Below are 17,287 nucleotides of genomic sequence, written 5' to 3' on the forward strand. Positions count from 1 at the left end.
GGCAGGCGCCGCCCAATTCAAGTGTCCATGAAGTGAGATAGGAAAAACCATGCTGCGTGGCCGCCTGCCATTGTCGATTTCTGCCGCGGCTGCGCTGACCTTTGCCAGCGGCGTCGGCATCACCGCCATGCTGTTCGCCGCCATCAGCCAGCTCGAATACGACAAGATGAGCCTGAGCTTGCAGCAGCGCGCCGGCGCGCGCGTGGCCGCCATCGAGCAGGGACTCGATGACGCGGTCGAGGTACTGACCACGACGAACCAGCTGTTTGCCGCCGTCGTGCCCGTCTCACGCGAGCAGTTCCACGCCTTCACCACGCCGCTGCTGCAGCGCCACCCTTTCATCCAGGCTTTCAACTTCCACCGCATCGTGCCGCATGCCCAGCGCGCGGCCTTCGAGGCCGAGCTGCGACGCATCACCCCCGATTACGCCATGACGGAAATGCGCGATGGCGTCATCGTGCCCGCCACGAAGCGCGCCAGCTACCTGGTGGTGGACTATCTCGAACCGCTGCAGGGCAACCGTCCCGCCTTCGGCCTGAACGTGCGCCCTGACGGCTTGCTGGCCGGCGCGCTGGAACAGGCCATCATCAGCGGCCAGACCACTGCCACTGGCCTGCTGGCCCTGGCGCAGGGACCGCAGCAGGGTTTCGTCATCCTGCGCCCCGTGTACCGCCACGGCGTGCCCTTGCAAACGGTGCAGCAGCGGCGCGCGGCGCTGATCGGCGATACCGCGGTCGTCGTCCGCGCCGGGGAACTGGTGCAGAAGATCCTCGCCGGCGCCGACCTGCTGGGCGACCCGCAGCTCGAACTCAGCGTTTACGCCGACGCCGGCGCCGATCCGCAGCAGCTGATCTTCCGGCATGGCCAGGCGCCTGCCAACGAAGCGGGCGACGCCTGGAAGTCGCTGCCACGCTGGCTGCAATTTGCCTATCACAGCCATTATGACCGGGCCTTTTCCTCCGCCGGCCGGCCTTGGCATGTGCGCGTGGTGGCCCTTCCGCGCCCCTTCCTGGCCGACCACCTGGGCTCATTGCTCACCCTGATCACGGGTTTGCTGTTCAGCGTGCTGACGGCGGCCTTCGTGCAGACACTGACGCAGCGCTCGCGCCGCGTACAGCTGCTGGTGGAACAGCGCACGGCCGACCTCAAGCGCAGCAATGAACTGCTCAGCGCCGACGTGCGGGCGCGCCAGCGCACGGAGCGCGCCTTGCAGGAAAGCGAAAAGCGCTTCCGCCGCCTGCTGGCCCTGTCCTCGGACTGGTACTGGGAACAGGATGCCAACTTCTGCTTCACCCACATCACCAGCGGTTTCACGGACAAGTCGAACATGCCGCTGGAACGCTTCATCGGCATGACGCGCTGGGAAAACAACCCGGAGATGCGCAACTCGCGCTGGGGCAAGCAGCATATCGCCAATCTGGAAGCGCACCTGCCCTTTTCCAACCTCGAATATGCGATGAAAGACCGCGATGGCCAGTTGCGCTGGTTCAGCATCAATGGCGAACCGCTGTTCAACGAACTGGGCGAATTTCGCGGCTACCGGGGTACGGGGTCCGAAATCACGGAACGCAAGCTGGTCGAACAGCAAATCCAGCACATCGCCCACCACGACGTGCTGACGGGCTTGCCCAACCGCGCCCTGCTGCGCGACCGCCTGGCCCAGGCGATGGCCCTGTCGCGCCGCAAGAACCGCGCATTGTGGGTACTGTTGATCGACCTCGACCGTTTCAAGTTCGTCAATGACAGCCTCGGTCACAAGGCCGGCGACCTGCTGCTGAAAACCATCGCCACGCGCTTGCAGGCCAGCCTGCGCGAAAGCGATACGGTGGCGCGCCTGTCGGGCGATGAATTCGTCGCCATCCTGTGCGAACAGGCCGACGAAGTGCTCAGCGGCGCCATCGTGCAGCGCGTGATGGATGCCGTGGCGCAGCCGGTATTGTTAGATGGGAAGGAATTTTTCGTCACCTGCAGCATCGGCGTGGCCGTCTACGACATGTCGCGCTACGACGCCCCGGGCGACGTGACCTTGAATGGCGAGACGCAGAACCTGATCGAGCAAGCCGACATCGCCATGTACTGCGCCAAGAAACAGGGCCGCAACAACATCAAGTTCTACACGACGGCCATGAACCAGGCCACCCTGGAGCGCCTGCGCATCGAGACGGCGCTGCGCAACGCGCTGGAGCGCGAGCAGTTCGTGCTGTATTACCAGCCGCAAGTGGACCTGGCCAGCGGACGCATTGTCGGCGTGGAAGCGCTGCTGCGCTGGCAGCACCCGGACCTGGGCATGGTGGCGCCGCAGCGCTTCATCGCGCTGGCAGAGGATACGGGCCTGATCGTGCCGATCGGTGCCTGGGTCATGCGCCAGGCCTGCGCGCAGGTGAAAAGCTGGCACGCGGCGGGACTGGACAAGCTGCGTCTGGCCGTCAACCTGTCGGCACGCCAGTTCAACGAGCCGAACCTGGTCGCCTCGATCTCCGAAGTGCTGCTTGCAACGGGCCTGCCGCCCGCCTGCCTGGAACTGGAACTGACGGAAAGCCTGTTCATGCACGACGTGGCGCTGGCCGTCAGCCAGCTGCACGACATGAAGGCGCTGGGGGTGCAGCTGTCGATCGACGACTTCGGCACCGGCTATTCCAGCTTCGCCTACCTGCGCACCTTCCCCATCGACGTGCTGAAGATCGACCGCAGTTTCGTCGGTGACGTGGCGCGCGACGCGGACGATGCTGCCATCGTCGTCTCCATCATCGCCCTGGCGCACAATTTAAAGTTGCGCGTGGTAGCCGAAGGCGTGGAAACGGCTGCGCAGCTCGATTACCTGCGCCAGCACGGCTGCGACGAAGCGCAAGGCTATTACTTCAGCCACCCGCTGCCGGCGCACGAAGTCGAAGCTCTGCTGCGGGCGGAAGAAACGCACGTCATGCACTAGGGGGCGGCGGCACCCTGGCACCCAATTACAGCTCTTGCCAATCGGGTTCGAGACCCGCTTGCGCCAAAAACAACTCCACATCTGATGCACGGGCCGGATCGATATCCTGTTGTGGATGCGCCCACAGCAAATCGCACTCTGTGCAAACGATCACCGCCTGCCCCGTTTTCTTGACCGTTGCGTGCAGCAGGTCGCCATACTCGCCGCAAGTCGGACATTGCATGCCTCGCTCCATCATGCCTACAGCTTGTGCTGCAAAAATTCGAGGAAGCAGCTGATGCGCTGCGCCAGCTGCGTGTTGCGGTAATACACGGCGTGGATCTGCTGGCGGTAGCCCGTATAGAACGGCTGCAGCACCTGCACCAGGCGGCCGGCAGCGATGTCGTCCTTCGTCATGAAGTCGGACAGGCAGACGATGCCCTGGTCATGCAGCGCCAGCTGGCGCAGGGTCTCTCCGCTGGAGGCCGCCAGCGCGGGCACGATCTGCAGGCTGTTGCCGGCGTCGTGGCGCAGCGGCCAGTGATTGCCCAGTTCATATTGCGCAAAACCCAGCAGCGCATGGCCGGACAGCGCTTCCGGCGTTTCTGGCACGCCGTGGCGCGCCAGGTAGGCGGGCGTGGCCAGCACGTGCAGCGGGCTGGCACTGAGCGGGCGCGCATGCAGGGTCGAGTCGACCAGGGCGCCGATGCGGATGGCGATATCGGTACGGTGCTCGAGCAGGTCGGCGATCTGGTCGTTGCTGGTCAGCTCCAGGCGGATGTCCGGGTACATGGCGCGAAACTCGGCCACATGGGGCACCACGCAATGCAGCATGAAGGGCGAGGCGGCATCCACGGACAAGCGCCCGGCCGGCTTCTGGCGGCGGATGCGGATCGACTCCTCCACATCTTCCATCGAGGCGAGGATGGCGCGCGCCTTGTCCAGGAACAACTGCCCTTCTTCCGTCAGCTCCATGCGCCGCGTGGTGCGCGTCAGCAGCGAGGTGGCCAACTTGTCTTCCAGGCGCGACAGGGCGCGGCTGACCCCCGAGGTGGTTTGTCCCAGATGCACGGCGGCCGCGCTCAGGGTGCCGCTGTCGATGACGGTGACGAAGATTTTCAAGTCGTCCGAATTGATATCCATTGCTGCCTTATTATTGCCCGTGTTTCACATATTGCGCCATTATAAAGGAATCGCAGCAACAGTGATGGCGACAGGCAACGTCAGGCAACGTAGAACAAAATGGCGATAAAGTGACAGCTACTGCCGGCCAGCACGAACAGGTGCCAGATGCCGTGCCCATGGCGCAGTTTGTGATCGGTGGCGTAGAAAACGATGCCGCCCGTGTAGCACAGCCCGCCTGCCACCAGCCACAGGAAGCCGTTCCATTCCAGCGCCGCCAGCAGCGGCTTGATGCCGATGACGACCAGCCAGCCCATGGCCACGTAAATTACCAGCGACAGGATGCGCGCGCCTTTCGCGTACATATATTCCTGCACGATGCCAAGCAGCGCCAGGCCCCAGACGACGCCAAACAGCGACCAGCCCCACGGCCCGCGCAGGGTCACCAGCATGAAGGGCGTGTAGGTTCCCGCGATGAGCAGGTAGATGGCGCAGTGGTCGAGCCGCTGCAGCACGGCCTTGGCTTTGCCACGCACGCTGTGATACAGGGTGGAAGTGAGGTACAAGGTCAGCAGCATGGCAGCATACACGCTGCAGCTGACGATTTTCCAGGGGTCGCCCGTGCGGGCCGCCGCGACGATCAGGATGACGCCGCCGATGGCCGCCAGCGCGGCGCCCACCGTATGGGAAATGCTGTTGAACCGTTCACCGTGATACATGGACTAATGCCGCTTTGCCAAGACGCAGCAAAATTCCGGGGTCAGACCCGCCGGGTCTGCCCCCAGTTCTTGCGTTGGGGTTTCAATCAAGCCGCTTCCGCCTTCTTGCGCGCGGGACGGCGTGCCGGCGTCTTGCGCGGCGCCTTGGCCGGCTTGTCTTCCGCCACGACGGCCGCTTCCGCCGGCGCCGCTTCAACGACAGGCACCGCTTCCACCTCGACGTCGACCGCCTTCTTGGCCGGCTTTTTGGCTGCTGCGGTCTTGCGCGCCGGCGTGCGCGGCTTGGCCTTAGTCTTCGCTTCGGCGACGGCTTCCACGATCACTTCGGCTACAGGTTCAGGCACTGGCGCAGGCATGGCTTCCACCGACGCCACCTCGACCGCTTCGGCGCGCGCTTCACGGGCGCCATCGCTATTCTTGCGGCCACCACGGCCATTGCGGCGCGAACCGCGCTTGGCGTTGCCTTCTTCGGCCACCACCTCGGCCACCGCTTCGGCTACCTCGTGCTGCACTTCCGGCTGCGGCGTCGGCGCATACTGCTCGACGACGACTGCTTCGGCGTCGGCCACCGGCACGAAGGCCTGTGGCGCTTCGCCGCGGCGATGCTCGTTCTGCTTGCGGCCGCCACGGCCATTGCGGCGCGAATCGCGGCGGTTGCCGCCTTCGCGGCTGTTGCCCTCTTCCGCCGTCACGCCGGTCTCGCCATTGCCGCTTGCCTCGCCGGCTGCATCCGCGTTCACGGCGGCCGGCACGGCCACCAGGCCGCTGCTGCGGTAGACATAGGCGCCCGATTTTTCATCGCGGCCAAATTCCAGCAAGCCGCGCGCCTGCGCTTCTTCCAGCAGGTTGCCGAAGGTGCGGAAACCGTAGTAGGACTCGCTGAAGTCCGGCTTGCGGCGCTTGATCGCTTCTTTCAGCATCGAGGCCCAGATCTTGCCGCTGTCGCCGCGCTCCGAAACCAGCGCGTCGAAAGTTTCGACGGCCATCTCGATCGCTTCCGTCTTGCGCGACTCGTATTTTTCCTTGCGGCGCACTTCTTCGTCGGGCGAGCGCTTGGTGGCCGCAGCCGGGCTTTCGCGCGCGTCGCGCTTGGCGGCCGTGCGGCGGCTCTCGCGCACCAGGTCGTCGTAGAAAATGAATTCATCGCAATTGGCCACCAGCAGGTCGGAGGTCGACTGCTTGACGCCCACGCCGATCACCTGCTTGGCGTTTTCACGCAGTTTCGACACCAGCGGCGAAAAGTCGGAATCGCCGCTGATGATGACGAAGGTGTTGACGTGGGCCTTGGTGTAGCACAGGTCCAGGGCATCGACCACCAGGCGGATGTCGGCCGAATTCTTGCCGGACTGGCGCACGTGGGGAATTTCGATCAGTTCGAAGTTCGCCTCATGCATGGTGCCCTTGAAACTTTTATAACGGTCCCAATCGCAATATGCCTTCTTGACAACAATACTGCCCTTGAGCAGCAAGCGTTCAAGGATGGGCTTGATATCGAATTTTTCGTAATTTGCATCTCGCACGCCGAGCGCGACGTTCTCGAAGTCGCAAAACACGGCCATGCTGAGGTTTTCTGGGGATGACGCCATAAGGGTGAATTCTCGCTGGATGATAAGGGCGGACGGGAAGCGCTACGCCTCCCTTTTCGCCTAGTATATTCGCCCATCCCCCGTTTCGGCGACAACTATCGTGCGCGGTGCGCCTATTGCGCATCGGCGGCGGTACTCGCGCTGGTGCCGGCGCCTGGCCAAGCAACGCTTTCATCGACCGAATACAGCTGGCACGGCATGCTGCTGCGCCGCTGGCCGACACAAGTTGAGCAGCACACCTCCGGAGAATGAAACGATGCATGCAGGAAATGGCGGACTCGGCGGAAGACTACCGTGCCACTCCAGGCAGTGAAATGCCACAGGAGAATATGAAAAATCACCTCATGCACCTCCTTTTCCGGCAAGTACCGCCAGGAAAAATTGTTGCCTTGCACCACCACACTTTTCCCGCTGGCAGGAGTAAACTAGGTGCATTCTGAAGGAGCTGCCATGTCCATATCCGCCCTCACCACCGGCACCTCGGGGCTGACCGCCAACCAGCGCGCGCTGGATGTGGCCGCCAACAATATCGCCAATGCGAATACGCCGGGCTTCCAGCCACAGTCGGCCAACTTCCAGGAAGCCAGCCCGGCCGGCACGGGCGTCACCCTCTCCGTCGAAGGGCGCAAGCTGGCCGCCGGCGAAAGCGTCAGCGGCGCCAATGCGACTGCGGCCAAGACGGCTGACAGCCGGCCGAACGGCGTGGGCCTCGCTTCTGAACTGACGGATAACCTGGTCTACAAGGCAGGTTTCAACCTGTCGGCCAATGTCGTCAAGGCAGCCGACCAGGCCCTGGGTAGCCTGATCGACGTCAAAACCTGAACCCTGTGACTATTTACATCATAGCCAGCGCCAGCGGCGCCATGGCAGGCTGAATCAGCGCCAGCAGCCGTTCGGCGGGAATGCCGTCGCGCGCCTGCACCGACAGGCCGTGCAGCAAGGCCGCATAGTAATCGCCCAGCGCCTGCACATCCGCTTCCTTTTTTAATTCTCCCGCCAGCTGCGCCGCGCGCAAGCGCTCGATGACGGCTTGCGTGCGCGCGCGGCGGTGTTGCGCCAGCCAGTCTGCGATGCCGGCGTTTTCCGCACTCGTATTCGTGGCGGCCGTGACCACCATGCAGCCTTGCGGCTGGCCGCTGCGCGTGTACAGCAGCACGGCTTCTTCCAGCATGCGCGCCACCGCGTCGCGCACATTCAAGCTGGCGGCCAAGGCATGCACGGCAAACGCGCCCTCACCCGACTCGTACAGCTCCACGGCTTCGCGGAACAGCTGCTCTTTCGAACCAAACGCCGCATAGATGCGCGCCGAGGCGATGCCCAGCGCCGCCACCAGGTCGGCCATCGACACACCCTCGTAGCCGCGCGTCCAGAATGCGTCGCGCGCTTTTGCCAGCGCCAGCGCGCGGTCAAATTCCCTCGGTCTTCCTGCCATTTTCATCCTCTGCTTGCAAACTGGCGGCCAGTATAACGCCTGACATGCAAGCCGCCTTCGTGATTTATTTTGCAGTTGCACCTTGACCGCGCAAAAAATTTCACCTATTCTTTGTCGATCGACAAACAATAGGAGCCGATATGAAAACCATCCAAGGACCCAGCCTACACCTGGCACAATTCGCCGCCGATACGGCGCCCTTCAACACCCTGCCTGCCATCGCCGAGTGGGCGGCCGGCATGGGCTTCAAGGCCCTGCAGATTCCCGCCTGGGATGCGCGCCTGTTCGACGTGGCGCAAGCCGCCCACAGCCAGCAATACTGCGACGAACTGGTCGCCATGCTGGCCAGCCACGGCCTGGTCATTAGCGAACTGACAACGCACATCCTCGGCCAGCTGGTGGCCGTACATCCGGCCTACGACGCGCTGTGCGACAGCTTCGCGCCGGAACACCTGCGTGGCCAGCCGGCGGCACGCACGGCATGGGCCATCGAGCAGGTCAAGCTGGCGGCCATGGCCTCGAAGCGCCTGGGCCTGACGGAAATGGGCACATTTTCCGGCTCATTCGCCTGGCCATATCTGTTCCCGTTCCCGCAGCGCCCACCCGGCCTGATCGAAACGGCCTTCGACGAACTGGCGCGCCGCTGGCTGCCTATCCTCGACGTGTGCGAGGAACAGGGCGTCAACCTGTGCTACGAAATCCACCCCAGCGAAGACCTGCATGACGGCATCAGCTTCGAGATGTTTTACGAGCGCGTGGGACGCCACCCGCGCTGCAAGATGCTGTTCGACCCCAGCCACTTCGTGCTGCAGCAGCTGAACTACCTGGAATTCATCGATATTTACAAAGACCACATCCGCATGTTCCATGTGAAGGATGCGGAGTTCAATCCGACGGGACGGCAAGGCATTTACGGCGGCTACCAGTCGTGGGAAAACCGCGCCGGGCGCTTCCGCTCGCTGGGCGATGGCCAGGTCGACTTCAAGGCGATCTTTTCGAAGATGGCGCAAAACGATTACGCGGGCTGGGCCACCCTGGAATGGGAATGCTGCCTGAAGGACCAGGAAGTGGGTGCGCGCGAGGGCGTGGCTTTCATCAATGCCCACATCATTCCCGTGACGGGCAAGATCTTCGACGACTTCGCCGGCGCCCCCGTCAGCGCGCAACAAATCAACACCCTGCTCGGCATCGAGCATAACTAAACAAGGAAACCCCGTGAACGATTTTACCCACGAATTTACACATGATTACGTCCGCATCGACGGCCAGCGCCTGCATTGCGTGATTGCCGGCGAAGGCAAACCCGTGCTGCTGATTCCCGGCTGGCCGCAGACCTGGTATGCCTGGCGCCACGTGATGGCGGCCCTGGCGGCCAATGGCTACCAGGCCATCGCCATCGACCCGCCAGGCAGCGGCCACTCCAGCCGCCCGGCTGATGGCTACGATACGGGCACCGTGGCGGCCACCCTGCACCGCGCCATGCTGGCCCTGGGCCACGCGCACTACGATGTGGTCGGTCACGACATCGGCATGTGGGTGGGCTATGCACTGGCCAGCGACTTCCCGCAGGCCGTGACGAAACTGGCGCTGACGGAAGCCGTGATTCCCGGCCTCGCGCCGGCGCCGCCCATCTTCGTGGCGCCGTCCGACAACATCTTCCTGTGGCATTTCATGTTCAACCAGGTACTGGACTTGCCGGAAATGCTCACGGCGGGCAAGGAGCGCGAATACATCCGCTTCATTTTCGACCGCTGGTCGTACCGCCGCGACAAGGTGGCCGTCGACGTGTATGCGGATGCCTACGCCACGCCGGGCGCCCTGCGCGCGGGCTTCGCCTACTACCGGGCCATACCCGAAACCATCCGGCAAAACCTGGAACGGGCGAAAAAGAGCCTGGCCATGCCCGTGCTGGCCATCGGCGCCGACCACGCGACGAATGACGCGCCCCTGCTGACCATGCAGGGCAAGGCCGACATTTTACAAGGCGCCATCGTCGCCGAATGCGGGCACTTCATCATGGAAGAACAGCCGCAAGCGTTCATCGCCCACCTGCTGCCCTTCCTGGCGGGAGCGCCGGCATGAGCCTGGACCCGCAAGTAGCGGCCTTCCTGGCACAGGCAAACGATGCGCCGCCGCCCGCCTCGCTGGCAGACCTGCGCGCCGCCACGGAAACGGGGCTGCGCCAGTTGCACGGGCCATTGGAAGACGTCGCCTCGATCAAGGATTACGTGCTGCCGGGCGAACATGCGCTGACCGTGCGCGCCTACGTGCCGGCCGGCGCGGATACGGGAAAGCCTCTGCCCGCCATCGTCTTCGCGCATGGCGGCGGCTGGTGCCTGTGTTCGCTGGACCTGTACGACAATCCGTGCCGCGCGCTTGCCAACGCCACCGGCTGCGTGATTTTTTCCGTCGACTACCGGCTGGCGCCAGAGCACAAGTTCCCCGTACCGCTGAACGACTTTTACGGGGCGCTGTGCTGGGTCGCCGAGCATGGCGCGGCGCTGGGCATCGACGTGAAGCGCCTGGCCGTGGGCGGCGACAGTGCGGGCGGCAACCTGGCCGCGGCAGCGGCACTGATGGCACGCGACCAGGCCGGTCCCGCGCTGGCGCACCAGCTGCTGCTGTACCCGGCGCTCGATTTCGCTTTCGACACGCCGTCCTACCAGCGCTATGCGGAGGGCCATTCGCTGACGCGCGAAGCGATGCGTTTTTGCTGGTCGGCGTACCTGAACGAGCCGGCCGATGGCGCGCATCCCTACGCGGCGCCCCTGCGGGCCGCCTCGCTGAAGGACTTGCCGCCGGCGACCGTGCTGGTGTGCGAATTTGATCCGCTGCATGACGAAGGCGCGGCGTATGCACGGCGCTTGCAAGACGAAGGCGTCGCGGCGCAATGCGTGCAGCTCGACGGCATGATCCACGCGGCTATGCACATGCTGGGCTTGACGCCAGCGGCGCGGGGATTGTTTGACGTGGCGGGCCAGGCGATGCGAACAGCGCTGGGAAGGTAAGCAGCGACGGTAAAAAATACGCCGCCGGGGAAGGCTCCACGGCGGCGTTTCTCATTACTCCACCAGCTTGCGCACCTCGATGCCGTTCAACCATTTCACATGGCGCGGCCCCGTGCGAATGTCTTTCGCCGAGATGAGGGCGATTTCACCATCGTTGTCGTCGAGCGCCTTGCCGTTTTTTTCGTAGTAGACGATCACGCCCTCGCCGGCCGGTGCGTTATACAGCTCGCCCCAGGAAAACACCACCGCATAGCCATCGGTCGCCGTGGCGATGATGGCGATCTTCTTGACGTCGTTATGGCCCGGCGCATCGAGCACCGCCTTGTCGAGGATGTCGCGCAGGCGCACACCCTGATAGCTGGTGATGGTCTCGGCCTTGTCGCCATTATGGCGTGTGACGGCGATTTCCCCGCCATTCGCGGGCGGCATCTGGCGCAGGTCAGCCACCTTCAGAATCAAAGGTGTTTCCACCATGCCCGTCACGGCAAGCGCGTGGCTCATGTTGTCGCGCGCGCCAGCGGGTGCCGACCACGCGGCCGGTGCCGACGCCAGCAACGACGCCGCTGTACAAGCAGCAAATATTTTCTTGAACATGCTGAGTCCTTTCATTGAACAGTCAAAAATCAGAACTGGTACTGCGCATTGGCCAGCCAAGTGCGCCCGGCGCTGGGGAAGCCGTCGGACAGCGCGTAATTGCGGTCACCCAGGTTCGCCACGCCCGCTTCCAGGGTCAAGTCCGTCAAGGGGCGGTAGACGGCCTTCAGGTTCAGCGTCGTAAAACCACCGAGTGCCAAAGTGTTCGAAACCCAGCGCCCGCTGTTCGATTCCGCGACGGCCACCACGTCGACCTGGCGCGCAGCATGCAGCACGGCGTGCGCCGTCAGCTTGTGGCGCGGCACGTCCGTCAGGCGGATGGCGCGGTCGCTGACATTCTTCATGTCCGTATACGTGTAGTTGCCGCCGACATCCAGCCAGGCGCCGGCGCGGCCGCGCAAGCCCAGTTCCACGCCGCTGATGTGCGCCCTGCCCGCGTTGCGCATCTGCGCGCGCACACCCGAGACATTCGCCACGCTCTGGATCTTGTCCTTCACGTCGCTGTAGAACAGCGCAACTTCCACCTTGGCGCCCTGCGAGTTTCCTTGATACCCCAGCTCATAATTCATCGCCTCTTCCGCGCGCAGGGCCGGGTTTTCGATATACGTGCCCAGGCGCTGCGAGTAGCGGTCCTTCAAGGTCGGCAGGCGCGACTTGCGCGCCACGGTGGCATACACGCGCGCCTCTGCGCCAATCTTGTGGAACAGGCCCGCCTGCAGGTCGGTGGCCGATTGATTGCTCGGCAAGGTATACGCATTGCCGGCGCTGTAGACGGTGTCCGGGCGCAGTGCATTGCGCGACACGCCCAGCGACAGCTCCGTCGCCGCATTGAGGGCGATGCTGTCTTCCGCACCCAGGGTCCACAGGACATCCTTGTACCAGGTATTGCGCACGCCCCTGGCGTCCAGTTCCTGGTGTTCGTCGGCCTTGACGCTGGCGACGAAACGCAGGCTGTGCGTGGCGAGGCGGAACGATTCGAGCTCCACTGCGCCGCCGTTCGTGCGGTCGTTATAGATGCTGCGCCCGCCGCTGACGCTGCCCTGGCCGCTGGTCTTCAGCGTCGCGTAGCTGCCGTTCGTGTAGGACGTGATTTCATTGTCGTAGCTGTCGTGGTACAGCCGCAATTTCAGGCGCTCGACCTCGCCCAGGCGCGTCTGCGAGACGAAATACAGGCTTTCCTTGTTCCAGTACGGCCATTGCCAGTAGCGCGCGCCGACGGGATTAGTCGATGGCGGCTGGCCCTTTTCGCCATGCTGCTTGTAGTAGCTGAGCGCATACTCGTCGCCGCCCCCGGGCGTGTAGCCCATTTTGAACGACAGTTTATGGTCCTTGCGGTAGGCGTTGTTGCGCATGCCGCCGTCTTCCGTGGCCGTGGGACGGAAGTCGGACGACAGGGGGAAACCGTCGCTGTCGATGTAAGACACACCCGCCTGCAGATACCACAGGCCCTGGTTGGTGCCCACGTTGGCCGACACCTGGCGCTCGCTGCCCGAGCCGAAACCGATGGAGGTATCGCCCTCAAGGCGCGCTGCGGGTTTGCGCGAAATCAGATTGATGGCGCCGCCCAGGGTGTTGGCGCCATACGCCACGGAGCTGAAGCCCTTGGCTACCTGGATGGCGGCCAGGTCGGCCGTCGTGAAGCGGTTGAAATCGACATAGCCGTCATAGGGCACGTAGACGGGGATGCCATCGATGTACAGCGGCACCTGGCGCGCATCGAAGCCACGGATGGCGACGGTTTTTTCGTTGCGTGAATTGGTCGACAGCGACACGCCCGACAGCAAATTGAGGGCGTCGCCCACGTTGTCGCGGTTAAAGCGGCGCATTTCGGCGCGGCTCACTCGCGAACCCACTTGCTGCTCACCCGGCTGCGCCACCTGCCCCGGTTGGTCGCGCTGGCCGATCACCGTCACCGTGCCCAGCACGAACGGCGCCGCCTCATCCTTGCTTGCTGTTTGCTGCGCCTGCGCCATCTGTGCCAGCGCAAGCATCACGGCGCCTGTCATTAGCTGTTTCAACATCGTCTTACTCTTTCCATTCTCGTTACATGCGTTATATACCGTCTTATATAGCGATATACAAAAAAATACAAAAAAAGCGGCCACACATACAGCGGCCGTCACCCAACAGCGCAATATACAGAGGTATATAGCGTTGCTCAAGCGACAGGACTGGAAACACTTGCGCAGGTCAAATTTCACGCCTTTTTCATGCAGCGCAGCATTTCGCTGTGCGAACGAATGTTTCACAAAACGATTGACATGCGAGATTCGGCTAGGCAAACTGATTTGCAGGGAGTCAGAAAATGAAAGCAAATATGACAAATACTCAGGCCGCAGCCGATCCGGAACTCATCGTTTTCAGCGATGACGAGGAAGGCAAGGACCGCCAGTTCGTCAACGCGCTGGCGCGGGGCCTGGAAGTGCTGCGCTGCTTCCGACCCGGCGAAGTATTCCTGTCGAACGCGGACATGGCCAAGCGCACGGCCATCCCGAAACCCACGATTTCGCGCCTCACCTACACACTCACCAAACTGGGCTACCTGAATTACTCGGACAGTCTGGGCAAGTACCAGCTGGGCGCCGGCGTACTGGCCCTCGGCTACCGCATGCTGTCGAACCTCGACGTGCGCAAGATGGCGCGCCCGCTGATGGAAGAACTGGCCGAACATGCACAGGCCTCCGTTTCTCTGGGCACGCGCGACCGTCTCAGCATGGTCTACGTGGAAACCTGCCGCAGCAGCGCCAATGTCACCCTGCGCCTCGACGTCGGCTCGCGCATTCCCTTGATGACGACGGCCATGGGCAAGGCCCTGCTGTGCATCCTGCCGCAGGCAGAACGCGACTACCTGATGGACCATGCGCGCGTGCACGAGACGGAACGCTGGCCGCGCATCAAGGCCGGCATCGAGCAAGGCTTCAAGGATTACCAGGACCGGGGCTTTTGCATCTCGGCCGGCGAGTGGCAGAACGACGTGCATGCAGTGGGCGTGCCCATGCAGGGCTTTGACGGCGAACAGGTGATGGCCTTCAATTGCGGTGGCCCCGCCTTCCTGCTATCGCGTGAAAAACTCGAATCGGACTTGGGACCACGCCTGGTCGCCCTGGTCAAGACAGTGGAAAAAAACCTGGGCCGCGGTTAGACTGCGCGCCCCCTCTCAACATCGCCTCCGAGGACCCCGATGATACGCGACGAAGAAACCCTGAACATCCTGCTCGATAGCATCGCCCGTTTCGTGCGCGAAGTGCTGGTGCCGAACGAGGCGCTGGTGGCCGACACGGATACGATACCGCCCGCCATCGTGGCACAGATGCGCGAACTGGGCCTGTTCGGCCTGTCCATCCCGGAAGCCTACGGCGGCCTGGAACTGAGCATGGAAGAGGAAGTCAGGGTCGCGTTTGAAATCGCCCGCACTTCGCCCGCCTTCCGCTCGCTGATCGGCACGAACAACGGCATCGGCTCGCAAGGCATTGTCATCGACGGCACGGAAGCGCAGAAACAGCATTACTTGCCGAAACTGGCGGCCGGCGAGATCATCGGCTCGTTCGCCCTGACGGAAGCCGGTTCCGGCTCCGATGCGGCATCGCTGCGCACGAGCGCCGTGCGCGACGGCGACTTCTATATCCTCAATGGCAGCAAACGCTATATCACCAACGCACCCGAAGCGAGCATTTTTACCGTCATGGCGCGCACGGACCCCGTCAAGCGGGGCGCCTCTGCCATCTCCGCCTTCATCGTGGAAAGGGACACGCCGGGCCTCTCGCTGGGAAAAATCGATAAAAAGATGGGCCAGCAAGGCGCGCACACCTGTGACGTGATCTTTGAAAACTGCCGCGTGCCAGCCGCGAACATCATCGGTGGCAAGGAAGGCGTGGGTTTCAAGACAGCCATGAAGGTGCTCGACAAGGGCCGCCTGCACATCGCCGCCGTCTGCGTGGGCGCGGCCGAACGCATGCTGGCTGACGCGCTGGCGTATGCGATGGAGCGCCAGCAGTTCGGCCAGCCCATTGCGGAATTCCAGCTGATCCAGGCCATGCTGGCCGACAGCAAGGCCGAGATTTACGCGGCACGCAGCATGGTGCTCGACGCCGCGCGCCGGCGCGACAACAAGGAAGACATTTCGACGGAAGCGTCGTGCTGCAAGCTGTTCGCCTCCGAAATGTGCGGCCGCGTGGCCGACCGCTCCGTGCAAATCCACGGCGGCGCCGGCTACATCAGCGAATACGCGGCCGAACGCTTCTACCGCGACGTGCGCCTGTTCCGCATCTACGAAGGCACGACACAGATCCAGCAGATCGTCATCGCCCGCAACATGATCAAGGCAGCGCAAAAGTGAAGGAGGCAGCGATGGATATTCCAGCCTTGCTGGCCGCTCTTCCGGCCCGCCTCTCGGCCATCCCCGCCCACTGGGCAGCACGCGCGCCCGGCGCGCCGGCATTGCATGAAGGCGGACGGCACTGGACCTACGCGCAGCTGCAGCACAGCGTGGCAAGCGCCGCGCAACTGCTGCGCCAGCTGGACGTGCGCGCCGGCGACCGCCTGATGGTGGTGGGCGAGAACAGCGCGCTGCAGGTGGCGCTGATCTTCGCGGCCGCCAGCATCGATGCGTGGATCGTCAATGTCAACGCCCGCCTGTCGGCGCGCGAGATCGACACCATCGCGGCGCACAGTTCCGCACGGCGGGTGCTGTTCCTGGCCGGCGCCTCGCCGGAAGCGGCAGCGCATGCGGCACGTCTGGGCGCGGCCAGCGCCACGGTCGACGGCATGGGCGAGCTGCTGGCGGGCGAATTGAACAGCGCAGCTATCGCGGAAGCCTGCGTACCCGGCAACGAACAGGTGGCCGCGCTGATCTACACCACGGGCACGACGGGACAATCGAAGGGCGTCATGCTGACGCACCGCAATCTGCTGTTCATTGCCGCCGTCTCCAGCACCTTGAGGGGATTGACGCGCAGCGACCGCGCCTACGGCGTGCTGCCGATTTCTCACGTGTACGGCCTGGCCTCGGTTGCCCTTGGCACCCTGTATGCGGGCGCCGCTCTGTATCTGGTGCCGCGCTTTTCCGTCGATGGCCTGCTGGCCGCGCTGAAAGACGATGAATTGACCATCGTGCAGGGCGTGCCCGCCATGTACGCCAAGCTGCTGCAAACCCTGGGCGGCACCGATACGCTGCTGCCCACGCGGCTGCGCTTTGCGTATGCGGGCGGCTCGCCGCTGGCGCCATCGCTCAAGCGCGACGTGGAAAAGCTGCTGGGCACCGCGCTGCACAACGGCTACGGCATGACGGAAAGCGCGCCCACCATTAGCCAGACGCGGCTCGATGCGCCGCGCCATGACAGTTCCGTCGGCACGCCGATCCCCGGCGTGGAGGTGCGCGTGGTGGACCTGGCCGGCGCGGACGTGGCGCCGGGCGATGCGGGCGAACTGTGGATACGCGGGCCGAATGTCATGGCCGGCTACTACCGCGAACCGGACATGACGGCAGCCACCATGCGCGACGGCGGCTGGCTCAATACAGGCGACATGGCGCGCCAGGAGCCAGATGGCGCGCTGTTCATCGTGGGCCGCACCAAGGAACTGATCATCCGCTCCGGCTTCAATGTGTATCCGCTGGAGGTGGAAACGGCGCTGAACGCCCACGCTTCCGTGGTGCAATCGGCCGTGGTGGGACGCACCCTGGACGATGGCAACGAGGACGTCATCGCCTATGTAGAGCTGGACCCGCAGCACCCCGTGACGGTGCAGGCCTTGCTGGACTACCTGGCGCAGACCCTGTCGCCTTACAAATGTCCATCAGCCATCATCGTCATGGAAGCGCTGCCGGCGGCCGCCACAGGCAAGATTTTAAAGGGGCAGCTGCGGCAGATGGCGCAAAACAGGCAGTAAAAACAGGCAGTAAATTCACCATTGCAGTTGCT

15 protein-coding genes are annotated in these 17,287 nt (G+C 63.7%); 8 read left to right on the plus strand and 7 right to left on the minus strand.

Annotated features, from left to right (window positions below):
• Positions 1 to 49 precede the first annotated feature (49 nt).
• On the plus strand, positions 50 to 2,929 hold the full coding sequence (locus tag ACQ4WZ_RS12340; protein ID WP_436573531.1) for a bifunctional diguanylate cyclase/phosphodiesterase: 2,880 nt from the start codon (positions 50 to 52) through the stop codon (positions 2,927 to 2,929).
• A 25-nt stretch (positions 2,930 to 2,954) separates the two neighbouring features.
• Here the strand turns inward: ACQ4WZ_RS12340 and ACQ4WZ_RS12345 are convergent, their stop codons facing one another.
• The 4 genes from ACQ4WZ_RS12345 to ACQ4WZ_RS12360 all read right to left on the minus strand — a co-directional run bounded on the left by ACQ4WZ_RS12345 (position 2,955) and on the right by ACQ4WZ_RS12360 (position 6,335).
• Positions 2,955 to 3,152: a hypothetical protein gene (locus ACQ4WZ_RS12345; RefSeq protein ID WP_436573532.1), complete on the minus strand. Its 198-nt coding sequence runs from the start codon at positions 3,150 to 3,152 to the stop codon at positions 2,955 to 2,957.
• A 17-nt stretch (positions 3,153 to 3,169) separates the two neighbouring features.
• Positions 3,170 to 4,051 carry a LysR substrate-binding domain-containing protein gene (locus ACQ4WZ_RS12350; RefSeq protein WP_436573533.1) on the minus strand — a complete coding sequence of 294 codons (882 nt, stop codon included), beginning with the start codon at positions 4,049 to 4,051 and terminating at the stop codon, positions 3,170 to 3,172.
• An 80-nt stretch (positions 4,052 to 4,131) separates the two neighbouring features.
• Positions 4,132 to 4,749, minus strand: a complete 618-nt coding sequence (gene trhA, locus ACQ4WZ_RS12355) for a PAQR family membrane homeostasis protein TrhA (protein ID WP_101480697.1) — start codon at positions 4,747 to 4,749, stop codon at positions 4,132 to 4,134.
• 86 nt (positions 4,750 to 4,835) lie between these two features.
• Positions 4,836 to 6,335, minus strand: coding sequence for an NYN domain-containing protein (locus ACQ4WZ_RS12360; protein WP_436573534.1), 1,500 nt, complete (start codon positions 6,333 to 6,335; stop codon positions 4,836 to 4,838).
• 450 nt (positions 6,336 to 6,785) lie between these two features.
• Between ACQ4WZ_RS12360 and ACQ4WZ_RS12365 the strand changes: the two genes are divergently transcribed.
• Positions 6,786 to 7,157 (plus strand): flagellar basal body protein, encoded by a 372-nt coding sequence (locus tag ACQ4WZ_RS12365; RefSeq protein WP_436573535.1) that lies wholly within the window; start codon positions 6,786 to 6,788, stop codon positions 7,155 to 7,157.
• 13 nt (positions 7,158 to 7,170) lie between these two features.
• On the opposite strand, the gene ACQ4WZ_RS12370 is transcribed toward ACQ4WZ_RS12365, so the two are convergent.
• Positions 7,171 to 7,767 (minus strand): TetR/AcrR family transcriptional regulator, encoded by a 597-nt coding sequence (locus ACQ4WZ_RS12370; protein WP_101484467.1) that lies wholly within the window; start codon positions 7,765 to 7,767, stop codon positions 7,171 to 7,173.
• A gap of 140 nt (positions 7,768 to 7,907) precedes the next feature.
• Between ACQ4WZ_RS12370 and ACQ4WZ_RS12375 the strand changes: the two genes are divergently transcribed.
• The 3 genes from ACQ4WZ_RS12375 to lipP1 are packed head-to-tail and all read left to right on the plus strand — an operon-like array spanning position 7,908 to position 10,775.
• Positions 7,908 to 8,969 (plus strand): sugar phosphate isomerase/epimerase family protein, encoded by a 1,062-nt coding sequence (locus ACQ4WZ_RS12375; protein WP_436573536.1) that lies wholly within the window; start codon positions 7,908 to 7,910, stop codon positions 8,967 to 8,969.
• A 13-nt stretch (positions 8,970 to 8,982) separates the two neighbouring features.
• On the plus strand, positions 8,983 to 9,849 hold the full coding sequence (locus ACQ4WZ_RS12380; protein WP_436573537.1) for an alpha/beta fold hydrolase: 867 nt from the start codon (positions 8,983 to 8,985) through the stop codon (positions 9,847 to 9,849).
• Positions 9,846 to 10,775, plus strand: a complete 930-nt coding sequence (gene lipP1, locus ACQ4WZ_RS12385; protein ID WP_436573538.1) for a LipP1 family hormone-sensitive lipase — start codon at positions 9,846 to 9,848, stop codon at positions 10,773 to 10,775. Before ACQ4WZ_RS12380 ends, lipP1 begins: the two co-directional genes overlap by 4 nt.
• A 54-nt stretch (positions 10,776 to 10,829) precedes the next feature.
• On the opposite strand, the gene ACQ4WZ_RS12390 is transcribed toward lipP1, so the two are convergent.
• Both ACQ4WZ_RS12390 and ACQ4WZ_RS12395 read right to left on the minus strand, forming a co-directional pair.
• Complete coding sequence (locus ACQ4WZ_RS12390) at positions 10,830 to 11,369, minus strand: molybdopterin-dependent oxidoreductase (protein ID WP_101480691.1); 540 nt, start codon at positions 11,367 to 11,369, stop codon at positions 10,830 to 10,832.
• Between the two features lie 29 nt (positions 11,370 to 11,398).
• Positions 11,399 to 13,390, minus strand: coding sequence for a TonB-dependent receptor plug domain-containing protein (locus tag ACQ4WZ_RS12395; protein ID WP_133992352.1), 1,992 nt, complete (start codon positions 13,388 to 13,390; stop codon positions 11,399 to 11,401).
• A 296-nt stretch (positions 13,391 to 13,686) separates the two neighbouring features.
• On the opposite strand from ACQ4WZ_RS12395, the gene ACQ4WZ_RS12400 reads away from it, so the two are divergent.
• The 3 genes from ACQ4WZ_RS12400 to ACQ4WZ_RS12410 are packed head-to-tail and all read left to right on the plus strand — an operon-like array spanning position 13,687 to position 17,255.
• On the plus strand, positions 13,687 to 14,511 hold the full coding sequence (locus ACQ4WZ_RS12400; RefSeq protein WP_101480689.1) for an IclR family transcriptional regulator: 825 nt from the start codon (positions 13,687 to 13,689) through the stop codon (positions 14,509 to 14,511).
• Positions 14,512 to 14,550: 39 nt separating this feature from the next.
• The gene (locus ACQ4WZ_RS12405) at positions 14,551 to 15,705 is read left to right on the plus strand and encodes an acyl-CoA dehydrogenase family protein (protein ID WP_101480688.1); all 1,155 of its coding nucleotides are present in this window, start codon (positions 14,551 to 14,553) and stop codon (positions 15,703 to 15,705) included.
• An 11-nt stretch (positions 15,706 to 15,716) separates the two neighbouring features.
• A complete protein-coding gene (locus ACQ4WZ_RS12410) occupies positions 15,717 to 17,255 on the plus strand; it encodes a class I adenylate-forming enzyme family protein (protein ID WP_436573539.1) in 1,539 nt (512 codons plus the stop codon).
• Positions 17,256 to 17,287: the final 32 nt, after the last annotated feature.

Source organism: Janthinobacterium darwini, from assembly GCF_051380905.1.
Classification (GTDB): domain Bacteria; phylum Pseudomonadota; class Gammaproteobacteria; order Burkholderiales; family Burkholderiaceae_D; genus Janthinobacterium.

Excerpts from the sequence above, each read along its gene's own strand:
- ACQ4WZ_RS12340 (WP_436573531.1), top strand. The coding sequence starts at position 50 with ATGCTGCGTGGCCGCCTGCCATTGTCGATTTCTGCCGCGGCTGCGCTG.
- ACQ4WZ_RS12345 (WP_436573532.1), bottom strand. The coding sequence starts at position 3,152 with ATGCAATGTCCGACTTGCGGCGAGTATGGCGACCTGCTGCACGCAACG.
- ACQ4WZ_RS12350 (WP_436573533.1), bottom strand. The coding sequence starts at position 4,051 with ATGGATATCAATTCGGACGACTTGAAAATCTTCGTCACCGTCATCGAC.
- trhA (WP_101480697.1), bottom strand. The coding sequence starts at position 4,749 with ATGTATCACGGTGAACGGTTCAACAGCATTTCCCATACGGTGGGCGCC.
- ACQ4WZ_RS12360 (WP_436573534.1), bottom strand. The coding sequence starts at position 6,335 with ATGGCGTCATCCCCAGAAAACCTCAGCATGGCCGTGTTTTGCGACTTC.
- ACQ4WZ_RS12365 (WP_436573535.1), top strand. The coding sequence starts at position 6,786 with ATGTCCATATCCGCCCTCACCACCGGCACCTCGGGGCTGACCGCCAAC.
- ACQ4WZ_RS12370 (WP_101484467.1), bottom strand. The coding sequence starts at position 7,767 with ATGGCAGGAAGACCGAGGGAATTTGACCGCGCGCTGGCGCTGGCAAAA.
- ACQ4WZ_RS12375 (WP_436573536.1), top strand. The coding sequence starts at position 7,908 with ATGAAAACCATCCAAGGACCCAGCCTACACCTGGCACAATTCGCCGCC.
- lipP1 (WP_436573538.1), top strand. The coding sequence starts at position 9,846 with ATGAGCCTGGACCCGCAAGTAGCGGCCTTCCTGGCACAGGCAAACGAT.
- ACQ4WZ_RS12390 (WP_101480691.1), bottom strand. The coding sequence starts at position 11,369 with ATGTTCAAGAAAATATTTGCTGCTTGTACAGCGGCGTCGTTGCTGGCG.
- ACQ4WZ_RS12395 (WP_133992352.1), bottom strand. The coding sequence starts at position 13,390 with ATGTTGAAACAGCTAATGACAGGCGCCGTGATGCTTGCGCTGGCACAG.
- ACQ4WZ_RS12400 (WP_101480689.1), top strand. The coding sequence starts at position 13,687 with ATGACAAATACTCAGGCCGCAGCCGATCCGGAACTCATCGTTTTCAGC.
- ACQ4WZ_RS12405 (WP_101480688.1), top strand. The coding sequence starts at position 14,551 with ATGATACGCGACGAAGAAACCCTGAACATCCTGCTCGATAGCATCGCC.
- ACQ4WZ_RS12410 (WP_436573539.1), top strand. The coding sequence starts at position 15,717 with ATGGATATTCCAGCCTTGCTGGCCGCTCTTCCGGCCCGCCTCTCGGCC.